Annotated in this window: 15 protein-coding genes; 6 read left to right on the top strand and 9 right to left on the bottom strand. The window is 50.1% G+C overall.

Annotated elements, in window-relative coordinates:
- The 5 genes from R0J87_RS10960 to R0J87_RS10940 are packed head-to-tail and all read left to right on the top strand — an operon-like array spanning position 1 to position 8,659.
- On the top strand, positions 1–1,518 hold the full coding sequence (locus tag R0J87_RS10960; RefSeq protein WP_498886123.1) for a type I restriction-modification system subunit M: 1,518 nt from the start codon (positions 1–3) through the stop codon (positions 1,516–1,518).
- Positions 1,508–2,743, top strand: a complete 1,236-nt coding sequence (locus R0J87_RS10955; protein WP_498886121.1) for a restriction endonuclease subunit S — start codon at positions 1,508–1,510, stop codon at positions 2,741–2,743. The genes R0J87_RS10960 and R0J87_RS10955 overlap by 11 nt, the downstream gene beginning before the upstream one ends.
- Positions 2,740–4,596 (top strand): DUF262 domain-containing protein, encoded by a 1,857-nt coding sequence (locus tag R0J87_RS10950; RefSeq protein WP_498886119.1) that lies wholly within the window; start codon positions 2,740–2,742, stop codon positions 4,594–4,596. Before R0J87_RS10955 ends, R0J87_RS10950 begins: the two co-directional genes overlap by 4 nt.
- Positions 4,593–7,871 carry a type I restriction endonuclease subunit R gene (locus R0J87_RS10945; RefSeq protein ID WP_498886118.1) on the top strand — a complete coding sequence of 1,093 codons (3,279 nt, stop codon included), beginning with the start codon at positions 4,593–4,595 and terminating at the stop codon, positions 7,869–7,871. Before R0J87_RS10950 ends, R0J87_RS10945 begins: the two co-directional genes overlap by 4 nt.
- Positions 7,871–8,659, top strand: a complete 789-nt coding sequence (locus R0J87_RS10940; RefSeq protein WP_498886116.1) for a M48 family metallopeptidase — start codon at positions 7,871–7,873, stop codon at positions 8,657–8,659. The genes R0J87_RS10945 and R0J87_RS10940 overlap by 1 nt, the downstream gene beginning before the upstream one ends.
- Positions 8,660–8,736: 77 nt before the next feature.
- Here R0J87_RS10940 and R0J87_RS10935 read toward each other — a convergent pair whose 3' ends face one another.
- From R0J87_RS10935 to R0J87_RS10920, 4 genes are read right to left on the bottom strand one after another with little or no spacing between them, the layout of a single operon-like run.
- Positions 8,737–9,129 carry a hypothetical protein gene (locus tag R0J87_RS10935; protein ID WP_498886114.1) on the bottom strand — a complete coding sequence of 131 codons (393 nt, stop codon included), beginning with the start codon at positions 9,127–9,129 and terminating at the stop codon, positions 8,737–8,739.
- A 2-nt stretch (positions 9,130–9,131) separates the two neighbouring features.
- Positions 9,132–11,273 (bottom strand): hypothetical protein, encoded by a 2,142-nt coding sequence (locus tag R0J87_RS10930; RefSeq protein WP_498886112.1) that lies wholly within the window; start codon positions 11,271–11,273, stop codon positions 9,132–9,134.
- Positions 11,266–12,807 carry a tyrosine-type recombinase/integrase gene (locus R0J87_RS10925; RefSeq protein ID WP_498886110.1) on the bottom strand — a complete coding sequence of 514 codons (1,542 nt, stop codon included), beginning with the start codon at positions 12,805–12,807 and terminating at the stop codon, positions 11,266–11,268. The genes R0J87_RS10930 and R0J87_RS10925 overlap by 8 nt, the downstream gene beginning before the upstream one ends.
- A gap of 1 nt (position 12,808) precedes the next feature.
- The gene (locus tag R0J87_RS10920) at positions 12,809–14,047 is read right to left on the bottom strand and encodes a tyrosine-type recombinase/integrase (protein WP_498886109.1); all 1,239 of its coding nucleotides are present in this window, start codon (positions 14,045–14,047) and stop codon (positions 12,809–12,811) included.
- 131 nt (positions 14,048–14,178) lie between these two features.
- On the opposite strand from R0J87_RS10920, the gene ettA reads away from it, so the two are divergent.
- Positions 14,179–15,867, top strand: coding sequence for an energy-dependent translational throttle protein EttA (gene ettA / locus R0J87_RS10915; protein WP_498886107.1), 1,689 nt, complete (start codon positions 14,179–14,181; stop codon positions 15,865–15,867).
- 75 nt (positions 15,868–15,942) lie between these two features.
- On the opposite strand, the gene R0J87_RS10910 is transcribed toward ettA, so the two are convergent.
- From R0J87_RS10910 to phaR, 5 genes are all read right to left on the bottom strand, one after another.
- Complete coding sequence (locus R0J87_RS10910; protein WP_404342645.1) at positions 15,943–16,284, bottom strand: histidine triad nucleotide-binding protein; 342 nt, start codon at positions 16,282–16,284, stop codon at positions 15,943–15,945.
- A 70-nt stretch (positions 16,285–16,354) separates the two neighbouring features.
- Positions 16,355–17,227, bottom strand: a complete 873-nt coding sequence (locus R0J87_RS10905) for a phosphoribulokinase (protein WP_188639388.1) — start codon at positions 17,225–17,227, stop codon at positions 16,355–16,357.
- Positions 17,227–17,667 carry an acyl-CoA thioesterase gene (locus R0J87_RS10900; protein WP_498886105.1) on the bottom strand — a complete coding sequence of 147 codons (441 nt, stop codon included), beginning with the start codon at positions 17,665–17,667 and terminating at the stop codon, positions 17,227–17,229. Before R0J87_RS10900 ends, R0J87_RS10905 begins: the two co-directional genes overlap by 1 nt.
- A gap of 50 nt (positions 17,668–17,717) precedes the next feature.
- Positions 17,718–19,004, bottom strand: coding sequence for a phosphoribosylamine--glycine ligase (purD, locus tag R0J87_RS10895; RefSeq protein ID WP_498886104.1), 1,287 nt, complete (start codon positions 19,002–19,004; stop codon positions 17,718–17,720).
- A gap of 69 nt (positions 19,005–19,073) precedes the next feature.
- On the bottom strand, positions 19,074–19,538 hold the full coding sequence (gene phaR / locus R0J87_RS10890) for a polyhydroxyalkanoate synthesis repressor PhaR (protein ID WP_404342651.1): 465 nt from the start codon (positions 19,536–19,538) through the stop codon (positions 19,074–19,076).
- Between the last annotated feature and the right edge of the window lie 134 nt (positions 19,539–19,672).

The raw sequence follows: 19,672 nt of genomic DNA, 5'->3' as shown, positions 1-19,672 counted from the left end.
ATGAGTAACGATTCCGTTAAGCAGGAACAAATCAATAAGGCGGTTTGGAACGCCTGCGACACCTTCAGGGGCACCGTAGACCCCAGCATCTACAAAGATTACGTGCTGACGATGTTGTTCGTGAAGTACCTGTCCGATGTGTATCAGGATCACTACAACAACTACGTGGCCGAATATGGCGACACCCCAGAGCTGATCGAAGAGCTGATGAAGAATGAGCGCTTCGTACTGCCTAATGGTTCCGGTTTTTACGCCCTGTATGACCAGCGGCATGAGCCAGGCAACGGCGAGCGTATCGACAAGGCCCTGCACGCCATTGAAGAAGCCAACATCGTTAAGCTAGCCGATGTGTTCCAAGACATCAGCTTCAACTCCAACAAGCTGGGCGATGAGAAGCAAAAGAACGAGCTTCTGCGCCACATCCTGGAAGACTTTGCCCGCCCGGAGCTCAATCTGAGCCCGAGTCGTATTGGTAAGCTGGATGTCATCGGTAACGCCTACGAGTACCTGATCAAAAACTTCGCGGCCACCTCCGGCAAGAAAGCTGGTGAGTTCTATACCCCGCCGGAAGTCTCCGAGCTGATGGCTGAAATCGTTGAGCCGAAAGAAGGCGATGAAATTTGCGATCCGGCCTGTGGTTCTGCATCGCTGTTGCTGAAATGTGCGAACCAGATCCGTAAAGGTGCCGATGGCTCCAAGAACTTCGCACTGTTCGGTCAGGAAGCCATCGGCAGCACCTGGGCCTTGGCGAAGATGAACATGTTTCTGCACGGCATCGACAACCATAAGCTGGAGTGGGGCGACACCATCCGTAACCCCAAGCTGCTGGATGAAAACGGTGGCCTGAAGCACTTCGATATCGTGGTGGCCAATCCTCCATTCTCACTGGAGAAGTGGGGTGTAGAAGGCGCCGAAAGCGACCCCTATGCCCGATTCCGCCGTGGCTTGCCGCCCAAGACCAAGGGTGATTACGCCTTCATCCTGCACATGATCGAAACGATGAAGCCAAAGACCGGCCGCATGGCGGTAGTCGTACCCCACGGCGTTCTGTTTCGTGGGTCTAGTGAAGGCAAAATTCGCCAGAAGCTGATCGAGGAAAACCTGCTGGATGCGGTCATTGGCCTGCCCGAAAAACTGTTTTACGGCACTGGCATCCCGGCGGCGATTCTGGTGTTCCGTAAGGACAAAACCGACAACAACGTGCTGTTCATCGATGCCAGCCGCGAGTTCAAGGCCGGCAAGAACCAGAACCAGCTCTCTGACGACAACATCGCCAAGGTGGTCAATACCTACCAGCAGCGCGACACCCGGGACAAGTATTCCTACGTCGCCAGCCTAGAGGAAATTCAGGAAAACGACTTCAATCTCAACATCCCCCGCTACGTGGACACATTTGAGGAAGAGGAAGAGATCGACCTGATGGCTGTGCAAGCGGAGCGCAAGGAGATCGAGGCTGAGATTGCGAAGCTGAACGAGCAGATGGACGGTTATCTAAAGGAGTTGGGTTATGGTGCATGAAGGATGGACACCTACAAAGCTTGGGCATATATCTTCGCTAATAACAAGCGGTTCCCGTGATTGGGCAAAGTTCTATTCAGATACTGGAAGCAAGTTTATCCGTATGACGAACCTTCGGAGGGACGGAATTCATCTGAAGCTGGATGATCTGAAATTCGTCAATATCGAGTCAGGCTCAGCTGATGGAAAAAGAACCTCTCTGCAAGCAGGTGATATTCTCATCTCTATCACAGCAGAGCTTGGTAAAATTGGTTGGGTTCCACCTGGGTTAGGTGATGCTTATATCAATCAGCACACCGCGCTAGTCAGAGTGTTGCCAACAGAGGCTGAACCTAAATTTGTGGCATATCTCCTTGCTTCGAAACCCTATCATCGTCGGATCAATGCGTTAAATGATGCCGGGGCAAAGGCTGGCCTCAATCTCACCACTATTCGGTCGCTGCCTTTAGCGCTACCTGATATCTCCGAACAAAAAAAGATCGCCCAGATCCTCTCCACCTGGGATCAGGCCATCACCGCCACCGAGCGCCTGCTTGAGAACAGCCAGCAGCGAAGAAAGGGATTGATGCAACAGTTACTGACCGGGAAGAAGCGGTTGCCGGGGTTTGAGGATGAGTGGAAAAGAGTCAGGCTCGGTTCGCTATTCAGCCGTGTAACGAGTCGAAATGAAGGCCAGAGCACAAATGTAGTAACGATTTCTGGTCAACAGGGCCTGATCCGGCAACAGGAGTTTTTCAAGAAAAGCGTCGCCTCTGAAACCCTCGACAACTACTTCTTACTCAAAAAAGGGCAGTTTGCATATAACAAGAGTTACTCGAATGGCTACCCGATGGGGGCTATCAAACGCTTAAATCGCTACGACGATGGAGTGGTTACGACGCTTTATATCTGCTTCACGCTTACAGATGAGCATGAGGCAGATAGTGACTTCTATGAGCAGTATTTTGAATCAGGACTCCTTAATCAGGGCTTGATGCAAGTGGCACATGAAGGCGGCCGAGCTCATGGGCTTCTAAACGTAAAGCCTTCAGACTTCTTCTCCCTGACGCTTCACAAACCCAATATCAGCGAACAAAAGGCGATCGCTAATGTGCTTTGTACTGCTGATAGCGAAATAGTCGCTCAGAAAGCCAGTCTTGAGCAGTTGAGAAGCGAAAAACGAGCCCTGATGCAGCAGCTACTGACCGGTAAACGTCGGGTAAACGTGGACACGGAGGCCGCATGAGCAAGCTAGAAAACAAAATTGAAGCTCGGCACCGGAACTTGTTCGATGTGTTGAATGAGCAGAAATACACCGTCGACTATTTCCAAAGGGAATACAGTTGGGGCGAGAAACACATTGAAGCGCTGGTGACGGATTTAACCTCGGCCTTTCTGAGTGAGTACACCCCTGGCGATAAGCGTGAGCAGGGGGAGGACTACAATAATTACTACCTGGGCCCCTTTGTGGTCAGCAGTAAGGATGGCAAACGCAGCATTATCGACGGCCAGCAGCGCTTAACCTCACTGACGCTGTTTTTGATCTATTTGAACAATCTTCAGAAGGAACTGCCATTTCAGGAGAAAATCGAGCCCATGATTTTCTCGGAGCTGCGCGGCAGTAAGTCGTTCAATATCACGGTTGAGGAGCGTATTCCGTGCCTGGAAGGCCTTTTCAGCCAGGGCGAGTACGTGCCCGATGACAGTGTTGATGAATCTACCCGCAATATGGCGGAGCGGTATCAGGATATTGATAAAGCGTTCCCTGAAGAGCTGAAAAACGACGCGTTTCCCTTCTTTATTGATTGGCTACGGTACAACGTGATCATGGTGGAAATCATCGCCTACTCCGATGAAAACGCCTACACCATCTTCGAAACCATGAACGACCGTGGCCTAAACCTGACGCCTTCAGAAATGCTGAAGGGGTTTGTGTTGTCGCGTTTCGATAGCACCGAAAAGCGTAAGCAAGCCAACAACTTCTGGAAGCAAGCCATGCTGGAGCTGAAAGCCTATGACAAGGATGAAGATCAACGATTCTTCCAGTCGTGGCTACGGGCGCGCTATGCCGAAAGCATCCGCCCCGGTAAGGCAGGCTCCAAGAACGAGGATTTCGAGAAAATTGGTACCCGTTTTCACAGTTGGGTACGCGATAACCTTTCCAAGGTAGGGTTGGATGCGGACAGCGGTGACTCATTTGAACAGTTTGTTCAGCATGAATTCCGCTTCTACTACAAAGCGTACCTGCGTATTTTGGATGCGGAGAAAACCCTGGTGCCGGGGTTGGAGCATGTGTTTTATATCTCCCGCTGGGGAATTGCCCCCACGCTGAGTTTGCCGCTGATGCTGGCGGCGCTTAATTCGCACGACAGCCACGCCACCGTGGCCCTTAAAATCAATACCGTGGCCGCCTATATCGAAACCTTTGTGGTGCGCCGGTCGGTGAATTTCCGAAATTTTTCCGCCAACTCCATTCGCTACACCATGTATAGCCTGGTCAAAGAGATTCGCGGCAAAGATCTGCCGGAACTTCAGCGGTTGCTAGGTCAGAAACTTGAGGGCATGCACGAGTCGTTCGAGGGCATGAAGCATTTTCGCTGGCACGGCCAGAACCGGCGGTTTGTAAAATTCTTGCTGGCCCGTATGACCGCTTGGTGTGAACAGCAGGCAGGCATGAGCAGCAGCTTTGTGACCTACTACCAGCCTGCCAGCGGTAAGCCCTTTGAAGTCGAACATATATGGGCTGATAAGTTTTCCCGTCATCAAGATGAGTTTGAACAAGAACACGAGTTCCACCACTACCGCAATCGGCTAGGGGATCTTGTTCTGCTGCCCAGAGGCACGAACCAATCGTATGGTGACCAGCCTTATGAGCAAAAAAAGGCGCACTACATCAAAGAGAATCTGTTGGTGAAGTCGCTTTGCCCGCTCGCCTACGAGAATAATCCGAATTTTCTCAAGCTGAAAACGGCTTTGAATCTGCCGTTCCAGCCGCACGACACCTTCAAAAAAGCGGATATTGAAGCGCGGCAGGAACTGTATCGCATGATCTGCGAGCGTATCTGGCCTGAGACGCTGGTCGGTACGGAGGTCGCATGAACACCACCCCGCAAGGGAACGAGCAGCATGCCAGCCACATTCCCGCTCTGGCGACACTGATCAACCTGGGCTGGACGTTTCTACCCGCCACCGAGTGTCAGGCGCTACGAGGCAGCCAGCGGGATGTGGTGATGAAGCCGGTGCTAGAGCGCGTATTACGCCAGCGCCGGTTCACGTTTAAGGGCGAATCGTACCCGCTGTCTGATCAGGCGATTGATCAGGTCATCCGCGAAATCACGACGCCCTCCATGGCTCAGGGCCTAATGGACGCCAACCAGTCCGTGTACGACCTGTTGACGCTGGGCATTACCGTGACCGAGTTCGTGGGCGGCAAAAAAGCTCAGCCAACGGTTCACTTGATCGATTGGGAGCACCTGGATAACAACGAATTCCACATCACCGAGGAGATGGAGGTGCTCTCCACCCAGGGCACCCATACCCGCCGACCCGATGTGGTGGCGTTCGTTAACGGTATTCCTTTGGCGGTGATAGAGGCCAAGCGTGCCGCCTCCGGCAACCCCAACAAGAACATGGTGGAGGAAGGCATCAGCCAAAACCTCCGCAACCAGAAAAACGATGAAATCCCTTACCTGTACGCGTTCGCTCAGTTGCTGCTCGCCATCAGCAGTAACGATGGCCGGTACGGTACGACCCACACCCCGGCTAAGTTCTGGTCAAAGTGGCAAGATGAACAGTTCGATGATCACTACGTTCAGGGCATCAAGAACCAGCCCTTGTCTGCCTCCATTAAGGACGCGCTGTTCCAGGGCAAGCCTCCGAAGATCCGGGCTTACTTTGAACAGCTATGGTCAAAACACGTCACGCCGACCGAACAAGACCGGCTTCTCGTCGGCTTGCTGGATAGGCGCCGGTTTCTGGAATTTCTCCGGTTATTCATCCTGTTCGACCGCAAAGTAGGCAAGATCGCGGCCCGTTACCCCCAGGCATTCGGCATCAAGGCTTTGTTGGAACGCATCTCGGGCTTTAAGCCCAACGGTGAGCGCCGGGGCGGCGTGCTGTGGCACACCACCGGCTCAGGTAAATCGTTCACCATGGTGTACCTCTGTCGCGCTCTACTGCTTAGTGACGCGCTAAAGAATTGCCGGGTCATCGTCGTCACGGATCGAGTGGATCTGGAGAAACAGCTCTCCAAGACCTTCCTAACCGGCGGGGCGTTTGGCAGTGACATCGCCGGTAAGAAAAGCGGTGACGCTCTCGCCAAAACACGCTCGGGCAAGGACCTGGCCAAACGTATTGGCCAAGGTAATGAGCGGATTATATTCACCATCATTAACAAATTCGCTTCCGCCGCTAAGCAACCAGAGTGCTATAACCCCTCGGAAAATATCATTGTCGTTGTGGATGAAGGCCACCGCAGCCAGGGGGGGGAAAACCACCAGCGGATGCGCCAAGCCCTGCCCAATGCCTCGTTCATTGCGTTTACCGGCACGCCGCTACTGAAAAACGAGAAAAGCGAAACTGCCGAGAAATTCGGGTCCATCATTCACGCCTACACCATGAAGCGGGCGGTGGAAGACGGCACCGTGACGCCGCTGCTGTACGAAGAGCGAAAACCCCAGCTAGATGTCAATCAGAAGGCGGTCGACAGCTGGTTTGATAAGGTGACCGCCGCCCTATCAGACGACCAGAAAGCCGATCTCAAACGCAAGTACGCCAAGCAAGGCCAAATTTATACCGCGCAGGATCGCATTAAGCTCAACGCGTTCGATATCAGCGTGCATTTCAGCGAGAACTTCAAAAAGGCAGGGTTGGAGCTCAAAGGCCAATTGGCCACGGACAGTAAGCTCAGCGCGATTCGCTATAAACAGGAACTCGATAGCGCAGGCATGGTGACCAGTGCCATTGTGATTTCTCCGCCGGATACACGCGAAGGCCATACCGATGTGGATGAAACCAACCTGCCGTTAGTGCAGGAGTGGTGGAAGAAGAACGTCACAGGCGACCCACAGGACTACGAGAAAGCCACAATAGAGGATTTCGGCACCGATGGCCCACCGGATATCCTGATTGTTGTTGATAAGCTCCTAACAGGCTTTGATGAGCCTCGTAACACCGTTCTCTACATCGACAAGCAGCTGAAAGGCCACAACCTGATCCAGGCCATTGCTCGCGTCAACCGGCTGCATCCTCAGAAGCCCTTTGGTTACCTGATTGATTACCGAGGCATCCTCAGAGAGTTGGATACCGCCATTAAGGATTACCAGAACTTTGAGGAACAGACTCAGGGCGGCTTTGCAATTGAGGATATTGAAGGCCTGTATGCCAACGTCGACACCGAGTACAAGAAGCTGCCAAGGTTGCACGACCGGCTTCTGAGCTTCTTCGGGCATATTGATAATCGCCTAGACCCTGAACCCTATCGTCAGGTGTTCATGCCTCACTATGAAGCCGATGAGGACGGTGTCGAGGTGGATGTTCGTCAGGCCCTGCGGGAGGATTTCTATGAGGCCGTCACTCACTTCGGGATGTGTTTGAAAACGGCGCTTTCCACGCAGAGCTTCTTTGATGACAAGGCGTTCACCGAGGCGGATATCCGTCGGTACAAATCTGATTTGAAGTGGTTTTCAGACCTGCGTAAGACCGTGCGGATGGATGCCCAGGAAACAGTCGATTACTCCGCCTACGAAGGGCAGATTCGAGATCTGATTGATCGTTATGTCACCGGTGTCCATGTTGCCCCCGGCGATGAGCCCGTGCTTATCGACCCCGTAGAGAGCAACCCGGATAACTGGAGCGACGAGAAGACCAAAAACGAAACCGACAAGATCAAGACGCGTACCAAGAAGACCATCGAGGAGAAGCTAGGCGACGACCCCTACGCCAAGAAGGTGTTCTCAGCGCTGCTGAAGGAAGCCATCGAAAAAGCTGAATCCATGTTCGACTACAAGGCGCAGTTCAAGCTGTTTAGCGACCTGGAAGCCAAGGTTGAAGAGCGAGAAGTGCCTGACCTACCGCTAGAGGCGTTTAGCGGAAACAAGCATGCCCAGGCCTACTACGGCACGTTTAAACTCGTGCTGGGTGACGACTTCGCTGTGTTGGAAAAAAACAAAGGCGAGCAATTGATCGACGAGGCCTTTGAGATCGATACGGTGGTGAACCGCGCCGTGGCAGAAAACTCACTGAACCCCGTGGGCATTGAGCAAGATGTACGGAAACACTTGCTCCCGAAGCTGTTCTCACTGGTAGGCTTGGATAAAGCCAAAGCGATTCTGGATGAAGTGGTGCAGATTCTACGTAACGGAGTAACAAAGTGATGACCGCTGTGGATGCCACGCAGGATGAACCACCACGCGTGTATCAAACGCGCTACGGTGAACGAACGTTCAGCTACCACCTGTGTTATCTGCCCGAACATAAAAAAGCCACGATACGGGTGCATGTTCACCCCAACGGCATGGTGCAGGTGGATGCACCCGAATCGGCACAGCTGACCGAGATTAAAGCAGCAGTGCAGCGTCGGGCGAGATGGATACTCAAGCACCTGGATGACATTGAAGAACGCCACCGCTACGTGCAGCCAAGAGCGTGGGTAAGCGGCGAAAGCATGCTCTATCTAGGGCGCAGGTACGTACTCAAGGTAATCGATGACCCAAGCCAGCGGAAGGTCACCTGCAAGCTCATAGGCGGCCAGCTGCGGGTGCAAGGTAAAGCCCTGAGTACTGAGCGTATACAAAAGGCAGTCCGCCAGTGGTACCGCGACAGAGCAGTGGATGTGTTTCAGCGCCGCCTGAATATGATGGTTGAGACGTTGCCATGGGCAAAAACGATACCCGATTGGCGCATGATCGACATGCAAACCCAATGGGGCAGCTGCTCACCCGAAGGTGCGGTACTCCTAAACCCGCACCTGATTAAAGCCAACACGCGAGCCATAGACTACGTGCTGCTTCATGAGCTGTGCCACCTGGTAGAACACAATCACAGCCCGCGCTTCTATGCACTGCTGGATAGGTTTATGCCCGAATGGCGGTCTGTGAAGGAGCGGTTGGATGGGCAGGCGGAGGTGATTTTGGTTGAAGCAACACTCGCACCAAATATCTGAATCAAGGAATAAAAGCCAAAACCGCATTAACCTACTGTAAAGGTGGGTTTTGGCTCGTTCTTTGCTACCTAAAACTGCTATCGGTAAGACTTTGGAACTGGTTGGTTAAGAATAGTTTCGTTTAGCCCATGCGCATCAGCATTGTATGCCCAGCGCGTAAACTGATCGATCAGAGTTTCCTGCGCTTTCTCTAACTCTGCTACCCGTTGTGTAAGTCGGGCAATTCGATCATTTGCGCGATCAATGTCTGTAAACAGGCGTGAAGCTCGTGAGGGGGCTTTTAGTTCAGCTTTGCGTAGCCGCATCGCCGTCTTGATGCTTTCACGGGTTAAAAGCGTTTTACGAGTAGTCTCTATTCCCAGCTCGTTCAAGCATGCTATGACAACTAGCTCCCACGTCAGCTTACTAACTCGCCAATCACAGATCATCGCCTCGATGCGCTTGACGTCTGATTCAGAAAGTCGTGCCACGTTTAACCTCCAAAGTCCAACAGTCGCTCTAGTTCAGCCACCTTTTCTTCCCGCAAATCAGTTGCGATATAGTTGGTATCTTCTTCAACCAGCTCTCCACGCATTGCTAATGCATTGCGGCCAGCCGTCCAACCATTTTCTATTCCTTTAATAAGAGCACCATCTTCGATATCGGGATTCTCCAACATTTGAATCAATTGGTCACATCGTTCCATTTTCTCCATTGTGGTTTGAAGCCAGGTGTTGGCACCATAAGCGCCCTCATCGGCTTCTCTTTGAAAAGTTTCTAAACTGCTCCGCAGATACTCTCTCTCCTCTTTGAGATTCGCCAGTTTCGTCTCATCACCCTTCACACACACATGCTCACCACACGTCAGACAATTATTAAACTTAGCGCAGGGTTCTTGCGCGTAGTCATGTATGCAGATCCCAAATTCTGTACGATGCACGATGCGATCACTTTCATCGCCAAGGTCTCGCAATCTGATCGTATCATTTGTCTTTAAAGAAGCTAAAAGATTATCACTCATAGCTGGCAGTTGGGGTATAAATGCCTCTAACTCAGCGACTTTTTCCTCTGTAGACATGTGGTTGTAAACTCTATTCTCATTTACATCAACACGTCCTGACCACCGTGCAATCATTTCTTGTGACATGCCCGAACGCTGGGCACCTGTATTAAGAAAATGACGAAAAGCATGACTATTGACTCTCAGATTCGAATATCCGTGTCGCTCAAAAATAGACTTTGTTTGTTTGTGACTGCCGGTTAGTTGTAAGCCGAGCCGAGAGCCCTCACAGCTAGTAAGACCAAATGGCTTTTGCTGCCCTTTGTAGCCATCGGCGGCAAACAACGAACCTGTTTTGAAACAAAACAATGCATCTTTCCACTTAACATTCTGCTTATCATCTGTATAAGGAAAGTGGCGAGGAAGATATTTTTCTCGCACTAAAACATTAAGCAATCTAAGCGTAACACTAAAATTATCATTAAAATCAAACCCAGCCAGCCTTCCACTTACGTAACATCGAGTACCCTTACTAGTATCATAGCCATCAAGAATTTTTTTTGCGATATTACGCGCATTAACAGATGACATTTTCTTTTTTATTATCTTTTTCAAAAAAACATTAAAAGCACTCCTGGGAGTATAGTTTTCCGTTGAAAGCATCAGTGCATCGCACACTTCATTTAAAGTTAACGTTGCATCCAGATCTTTTTCAGGAACAGCTGAGTGTGGGGGGAATAAATCAGGATTATCCTCTAGCCATTTAGCATATTCACGAGAATCCTGTGTGACTTCAATGATCCGACTTACTGCTTCTTTACAGATACCTGCCATAGCATCAGGGATAACTTTCTTATTTGCTCCAAACCCTTTGAGTGAATGCCATAGCATATAGAGTTGCTCATTCCCTTTTTCATCAGACTCAGTAAAAAAACAATCTTTTTTAATATAGATAAGCTCTCCAACACGAGAAGGCTGAGAAAGCATGATTGCTACAGCTGAAGTAGTTAAAATATCTAAAGGAAGCTCAGGCTTATTACTAAAAATCTCGCCAAGCGCTATCAAAGACTCTTCACTTGGCATTTTTTTCCGAGCATCTTCTTCACTCTTTTTAAGAGTTTCTCTTGGTATCTTTAACTGAGGCTCCCATATAAAAGGCTTAACCACGACACCAGACATATGAATATGATCAACAATATACTTTAGTTTTCTAGAAATCCGATAAGCAGAACTAGTAGAGTAATAATCTTGCGCAACAATACACGCCCTATCAAATACAGCAGCGGTTACCGCTGTTATACTGCCTTGCTTAGTAACTTCTAAAAGGGCTACTTCAAGGCAACGCAGTGCGTTCAATAAATAATTGTCAATAATTAATTTTACTGCGCGTTCATAAAATACAATTGCTTTAGCATAATCAATAAAATCTGAATGAAGCACCTCAGACTTACTACCATATTTAAAAAAAACAGAATTTTTCAGACCCCAACGAAACCAGCTTTCTGCTGACCACTGAACAGGATCTAAAGGTCTATCATAGAGATGAATTTGTGATTTCGCCCACCCAACAAACTCGCTCAGAGCGGATTTTGCCGCTAAGTTTTTTTTAGGAACGAAAGGGGTAACATTACTCATCCACAACGGCCTCATTTATTTTATTAATTACATGCATGACAGCAAGAATAGGCCGATCAAAACTGACTGCAGCATCACTATTTTTTCCAGTTGCTTCAATTGCTCGTTGTTGCCGAAGTTTTAAACGCTCAAGAACTTCTTCGTGGGGTCCTTCACGCCACGGTTGAAATTTTGAGCAGGTGTAGCAAGACACTGGGGCATCTAAATGACAACCACCTGATGCACCACAGGTGGCAATAACACCTGATTGACTACGAATACGTTTGTTTACATTATCACTATTAATAGCTTCAGCTGGGTCATAGATTAACCGGCCTTGAAACGCATTTATAACTAGAGAAAGTTGAGACTTCATTTTATCATCAATTCTTTTAGCCAACTCAGGCGAGGTTTTTATATATCGACCGACTGTACCTACTCCCTTGTGCGTTAAAGCATAAGCAATGGCATGTGGCCCGTACCCCATCCTGCTCATATCTGTTGCAAGGGTATGTCGAAACCGGTGTGAACCTAAGTGAATTTTCTCGCCAGTTCGTTCAGAAACCGGAAAACCAGGGTCATTATGCAGCCCCCAAAGTAAAGCTTTCATCGAACCATCATGCTTGTGAAATTTTTCAATTGGGCCTTTTTCAAGAAGATATAAATCAGAATCATCAACAATCACAACACTTTTATCGCCTCCTTTAGTTCGAAAAAGGGGCACGTTTGGTAATGCCTTATTCCAGTTTACTCCCAAGCGCTCATCGTTCAAAGACTGCAAAGTAACTCTCTGGAACACACGTAAAATATTATAAAGATCTGGAGCCAACGCAAATGATTGAAAACTACTTCTATATTCAAACTCATTCTGCTTAGCTTTCGGCATATTTATAACTGGAGGATTGCTATAATAATCTATATCCCCAAATACAAGTTGTTGTATCTGCCTAATTCGACACCCAGTAGCAATCAGTAGCCTAATATAAATAAAACGTTCGATCGTCAATCGATCATTACTGTACGCATCGTTTACCCAATCGAATAAAGCTTGTGTTTCTAGTGTCGTGAATGGCCCCCTTGTTGGATCCATGCTCTCAACTGGACAGGGCCTGCTTATGCCACTTGGCTTTAAGTCATAAAGAGCCATGATCACTTGTTCACTCGGACATACAGCAAGTAAATATTCTTCCCGCCAGTATTTTAAAAATGCACGTAAAGAAGAGAAATCACTTTTACTAAGCCTGTTTCTAATCGCAAGGGCATGGGTATCATTTAGCACATCAAGGCCCGCACCAGCACAAATAGTAAGTACGTATGTAAGAAGCTTTAAAGATCTTGCTGCCTTTTCTTTGGCATAATATGCTAATGCTGCAATAAGCCATGGTCTTGCAGCCTCTTGTACTGCATATTTTGCCTCTCCCACATTAGCTGCCACAGCGGTTCGATCAGGCCGCCACCAATCATCTGCAGGCGTGAAAACCCCACCCCCCTTGGCGATCATCTCTTGGCTTAGCCAAGCTTCAATATCAAGTTTTGTGGGAGATGTTGATATCATCTCAAATCCTTTTTTTATCTATCATGCATTCGCCAAGGAGTTTATTATTTCGCTCTCCCAATGCTTTATCAACTTCTTCTTGATAATACTTACGGGCATAATAATCACCCATATTCGATTTCTCTGACCAACCAAACTTAAGATTAAGGATTCTACGAACCCTCTCTACTTTATCTTCAAAGGGAAGATGCTCTATTTTTTCCGCAATTGCTTTAATAGTCCGATATACATCATGATGACGAAGTGTGTGAGGAGTTACGCCTTTAAGAACCGGAAATGCCTTCTTAGCTTTATTAAACACAGCATCAACAGACTTAATCGAGAGAGGAACACCCTCAGATTTTCCGTGTGCCACTAATAGATAAGGATGTCTTTTTGCATTTTTACACTTTCTACGCAATGCGGTATAACGAATAATCAATGCAATAAGCTCTTCTTTAGCAGGAAGAGACCGTTCATTTGTCTTAATATTTGGTTCAGACAGTCGAGTATCATCCAAGTCATTAGGCCGATGAATAATTTGAATGCGGTTTTTACGGTAATCAATATCTTTCAACTTAATTCCTAGCATTTCACTTCTACGAATACCTAGATTATAGAGAAGAAATAAAATTAAATAATTGCGCACCCTAATTTCTTCAGATTTTGGCCATGGGTTACTCTCTGACTCAGGGTAAAAATTATTTAGAAGTACTGTTTCTTGCTCAGGAGATAACCCTTTTGGCTCTATTGGCCTACGCTTCCAAGCAGGTCGTGACTCTTTAATACTGAGATCAATACGTTTTATCAGCTGCGTGGTTCGAGCGAGGCGATCATCAGGATGGCCCAAGGCCTCGTAGAGGAAGCAGAGGTAATTCTTGGCCGTTATCATGCGTGATTCAGCTTGCGAGGCACCCACTTGTCGAAAGGCGGTAGGATGCAGACGAGTGCTGTTATTCAATTTATCCAGTGTTTCTTTCGTCCAATGCGCTTGATTGGCAAACCTTGCAAGCTCTGATTCGGTAAGGTATTGGGGGTTAGGTCGCTGCTGCAAGCGCACTTCGAGCTCGATCCTTTCAGCTTTTAACCACGCAAAAAAAACGAGCAGGTCACTCAGAAATCGTTGTTGTGTGTTCGGTGAACGAACACGCATGTTTTTGAGTATGTAGAGACAGGGCCAATAAACCGGCACAGAGTCTTGAAGCAACAGCTTTACTCTGCTCTCATTGCTCAACCGAATTTCTTTAATCGACAAAGCCATACGGACACCAAAAAAGGTTACAATCTACAGATTAGCACTTTATTGGTTCTCTACAAAGAAGAACGTTACTTTTCTTTTAAAAAATTCCCGCTAACTATCTTATAGATAACAGCCACATAGAGGTATGAAAATTGTCAAAAGGTAACAAAACAGGTTCAACAGGATCTTACGTATTCACCATGAATCGGGTTGGCAAAGTAGTGCCTCCCAAAAAGCAAATTCTCAAGGATATCTCGCTATCGTTCTTTCCTGGCGCCAAGATTGGCGTACTGGGTTTAAACGGTGCTGGTAAATCCACGCTGCTGCGCATTATGGCCGGTGTCGATAAAGAGTTTGAAGGTGAAGCTCGTCCGATGCCCGGCATCAATGTGGGCTACCTGCCCCAAGAGCCACAGCTGGACGACGAAAAAAACGTCCGAGATACCGTGGAAGAGGCACTAGGAGCCATTAAAGAAGCGCAGGAGAAGCTGGACGGAGTATACGCCGCCTATGCCGAACCTGATGCTGATTTTGACGCCCTGGCCAGCGAGCAAGCGCGGCTTGAGAACATTATCGAAGCCGCCGACGCCCACAACATTGAGCGTAAGCTGGAAGTCGCTGCTGAGGCGCTGCGACTTCCAGCCTGGGATGCCAAAGTAGGTAATCTTTCAGGTGGCGAACGCCGCCGTGTGGCGCTTTGCCGCCTGCTGCTCTCAAGCCCTGACATGCTGCTGCTTGACGAGCCGACCAACCACTTGGACGCTGAATCGGTCGCGTGGCTAGAACGCTTCCTGCACGACTACAACGGCACCGTGGTTGCGATTACCCACGACCGTTACTTCTTGGATAACGTTGCTGGCTGGATTCTTGAGCTGGACCGTGGCCAGGGCATTCCGTTTGAAGGCAACTACTCCCAGTGGTTGGAACAAAAAGAGCAGCGCCTGAACCAGGAAGCGAAGCAAGAAGCGACCCGTCAGAAAGCCATCAAGCAAGAGCTTGAGTGGGTGCGCAGCAACGCAAAAGGCCGTCAAGCGAAAAGCAAAGCGCGCCTTAACCGCTTTGAAGAGATGCAGTCTGGCGACTTCCAGAAGCGTAACGAGACCAACGAGATCTACATTCCGCCTGGCCCGCGCCTTGGCGATAAAGTGATTGAGTTCCATAACGTTACTAAGCGCTTTGATGACAAGCTGCTCTATCAGGACCTCTCCTTTACCATTCCCCAAGGGGCAATTGTAGGTATTGTGGGCGGTAACGGTGCCGGTAAATCAACGCTGTTTAAGCTGGTAACGGGCAAAGAGCAGCCGGATGCCGGTGAGGTGGTGATTGGCGAAACCGTTGATATCGCCTACGTTGAACAGCTGCGTGACGCACTAGACGATAAGCAAACGGTCTGGGAAGCCGTGTCAGACGGCAAAGACATTCTCAATATCAACGGCTATGAAGTCTCCTCGCGCGCTTACGTTGGTCGCTTCAACTTCAAAGGCAACGACCAGCAAAAGCGTCTGGATGAGCTTTCCGGTGGTGAGCGTGGTCGCCTACAGCTTGCACAAACCCTAAAACAAGGGGCTAACGTGTTGCTGTTGGACGAACCTTCCAACGACCTGGATATCGAAACCCTGCGCGCCCTGGAAGAAGCCCTACTTGCCTTCCCCGGCTGTGCCATGGTGATCTCACACGACCGCTGGTTCCTGGATCGTATTGCGACCCATATTCTGGCGTTTGAGGGCGATTCAGAAGTGGTATTCTTCGACGGCAACTACACCGAATACGAAGAAGATCACAAGAAACGCGTCGGTAACGACACGCCGAAGCGCATGAAGTACAAACGTATCGACGCCTAAATTAGTAGGCGCTATACAGCGAAAAGCCCTGCTGACGTTGCCGTCGCAGGGCTTTTTTGTGTACTAAAAAATTGCTTAGCCAGCAGGCCAGGTAAATTCACGCCCACCCAGCAGATGCATATGGATATGGTAAACGGTCTGCCCGCCCATTTCGTTACAGTTCATCACCACCCGATAGCCGTCTTCTGCAAAGCCTTGCTGTTTAGCTAGCTGTGCGGCGGTATGCTGCAAGCGGCCCACCAGGGCTAAATCGTCGGCAGCAATATCGTTCAACGTTGGGATGTGCTTTTTGGGAATAATAAGCTGATGCGTCGGCGCTTGAGGGCTAATGTCGTTAAACGCCAGTACATGTTCATCTTCAAAGACGATATCCGCAGGAATCTCGCGGTTAATAATTTTGCAGAACAGACACTCCATGACAGCCTCCTAGGTTGGCGCATTTATCATTCAGCACGTTTATTATTAAATAAGATAGCCCGCTTACCCGTTAGCGAAAACGGCGCTGCGACAGCAAATGACGAACCAGCGGAGCCAAAATAAGCTCCATGGCTAGCGACATACGCGCCCCTGGTACCACCAAGGTATGCGGGCGTGTCATAAAAGAGTCTTTAATCATCGCCAGCAGCCAAGGGAAATCTACCGTTGACGGGTCCCGGAAACGAATCACTACAAACGACTCAGCATCGGTCGGGATATCCTGCACTTCAAAGGGGTTAGATGTATCGACCGTAGGCACCCGCTGGAAGTTGATATGGGTTCTGGAGAACTGTGGCTGGATATAGCGCACATAGTCATCCATTCGCCCCAAAATGGTGTCGATGACCGCTTCCTGAGAGTAGCCGCGCAGCTTGGTGTCCCTGTCGATCTTTTGAATCCACTCCAGATTCATCGTCGGCGCAACGCCTACCAGCAGATCAACATGGCGTGCAATATCATACTCCTGAGTGACTAGCCCACCATGCAGCCCTTCGTAAAATAGCAGGTCGGTGCCGCAAGGCAGCGACTGCCATTCGGTGAACGTCCCCACCCGATAACCAGCTTCAATTTTTTGCTTATCTTCCGCGTGAATATAGTGGCGAAAAGTACCGGTGCCATGCTCGCCATACTCGATAAACAGCCCTTCCAAGCGATCAAGCAGGTTCGCCTCAACGGCAAAATGAGATAGCTCATCCTTGCGCTCAGGCTCTTCACGGAACATCCGCTTTAAATCATCACGCGTGTAGCGGTGGAAGGCATCGCCATCGACCATCGCTGCATGCACATCTTCACGCAGAAACATACGCTCGAAGCTGCGCCGCACGGTAGTGGTACCCGCACCTGACGAGCCTGTCACGGCAATGATGGGATATTCTCGGGACATTACCCCTCCCTTGCATCAGCAAGCGTTTGTTTCAATGCATCGGGAATGGCCACGGGTCGGCCGGAGGATAAATCTAACAGCAGCTTATTCACCCTAGCAGTCGCCACGACCTGCCCCGATTTCGCTTTTGTAATCCGCTGATATACCGTCAACGCCTTACCTTCGGGTGTCGGTACGGCGGTTTCAATCACCAACGCATCGGGGAAACGTGCTTCCTGCTGGTACTGGACTGCCAGATCCACAACAACGCTAGGGTAACCCTGCATGTCCCACTCCGGCAGGCCCAGGGAGGAAAGCGCATGCGACCTGGCCTCATGGAGCAATGAGACCAGTGCATCGTGCCCCAAATGGCGACCGTAGTTCATATCCGTCACCCGAACCGTTAACGGATGTCGATGGATCACCGCCGAAGAGGGAAACTCCAACGCAATACGCTCCATACTTCAACTCCTTGTCGGGTGACGGTATCGCCTAGATAGGCGGTTAGCGACTACTGCTCCCGCGCCATCGCGCGGAACGCGATATCGCGACGGAACTCGACGCCGTCCCAATGAATGGCTTTGACCCCTTGATACGCCTGCTGCTGTGCAGCGGAAACGGTATCGCCCAACGCTGTGACACATAGCACGCGCCCACCGGCGGTGGTGATATCACCTTCAGCGTTGAGTGCCGTTCCCGCATGGAAGACTTTGCACTGCGCATGCTCGGCATCCACCAAGCCGTGAATCACATCACCCTTGCGATAGCTGCCTGGATAACCGCCGGCGGCCAACACGACACCCACTGCCGCACGACTATCCCACTCGCACTGTTTACCGGCCAACTCTCCCTTAGCACCCGCTAAACACAGTGCCGCTAAATCAGAGGTAAGGCGCATCATAATCGGCTGGGTTTCCGGGTCACCAAAGCGGCAGTTGTACTCAATCACTTTGGGGTTGCCTTGCGGGTCAATCATTAGCCCGGCATACAGGAAGCCGGTGTAGTCGTTGCCCTCTGCCGCCATACCGCGCACTGTTGGCAGAATCACCTGCTCCATAATGCGAGCATCTACTTCTGGCGTCACGACAGGCGCTGGGGAGTATGCCCCCATGCCACCGGTATTCGGGCCAGTATCGCCATCGTAGGCGCGTTTATGATCCTGGCTGGTCGCCATGGGAACGACATTTTCGCCATCCACCATAACGATGAAGCTGGCTTCTTCGCCTTCCAAGAACTCTTCGATGACCACTCGAGCGCCTGCATCGCCGAAGGCGTTGGCTTCCAGCATATCGCGAATCGCCGCTTCGGCTTCTGCTTCACTCATGGCCACAATCACGCCCTTACCTGCCGCTAAGCCATCGGCTTTAATCACAATGGGCGCGCCCATATCGGCTAAATAGGCCAGCGCTGGCGCGACCTCCGTAAAGGTTTGGTAATCGGCGGTAGGGATGCGATGACGCGCCAGAAAGTCTTTGGTGAACGATTTCGAGCCTTCTAGCTGCGCCGCGCGCTGGCTAGGGCCAAAAATGGTGAGGCCTGCCGCTTGGAATTGATCAACCACGCCTTCCACCAGCGGCGCTTCGGGGCCCACTACGGTTAGCGCAATCTGCTCTTGCTGGGCAAACGCCACCAAGGCATCCAAGTCGGTCGCATTAATTGCGACGTTAGTCAGCTTAGGCTCTGTGGCCGTACCCGCGTTACCTGGCGCCACAAACACCTGTTGTACGTCATTAGATTGCGCCAGCTTCCAAGCAAGCGCATGTTCGCGGCCACCGCCACCGATCATCAAAACTTTCATGGGTTTCCTTCTCAAACGGGAGAGCGTCGATGGGCGGCATTATGCCACAACACATGTCACAACGTGGCGTTAGGAGCTTTTATCCGTCTTATCCTCGTCATCCGATTGAGTAGGCTGATTGAGGGCATTTTGCCAAAAGCGCATATTCTCCTCGGCCAGCTCGCGCATAAACTCCATGGGCGAGTGACGTATCGCCTGCTGCCATTGAGACTGCATCCGCTTTTGCTGCTCTAACATGAGCTGGGTGCCTTGCTCTAAGTAGCGCGCCAGCGGCAGTGGTGAGGACATATCGTACACACGGATCAACTGAGCCAGCAGGTCGTTCGAGAACACTTCGGCTTCACTATCCGCCTGCTCTTGTTCAATAATAATCGACAGCAAAATGGTGCGCGTCAGGTCTTCGCCGCTTTTGGCGTCTTCAACGCGAAAGGGCTCTTCTTCAATGATTAAACACCGCAAATCCTCAAGAGTGACATAGCGACTCTGTTGAGTGTCGTACAACCTGCGGTTGGCATATTTACGAATTACGCGCACAGCGCATCTCCTTAAACGCGATAGAGGCTTTTGTCGCCGTTGCTGCTATTGTGCCTGCAACACGCGCCCATGCAAGCCAGCTTAACGGATTAGTGACGTTAAACACGCCTTTCCTATGACCAATAGACGACGAA

The organism is Halomonas sp. SIMBA_159 (assembly GCF_046536035.1).
In the GTDB taxonomy this organism is placed as follows: domain Bacteria; phylum Pseudomonadota; class Gammaproteobacteria; order Pseudomonadales; family Halomonadaceae; genus Vreelandella; species Vreelandella venusta_A.
The sequence above is the reverse complement of the archived record's forward strand: the minus strand, read 5'-3'. Positions and strand labels throughout refer to the sequence as shown.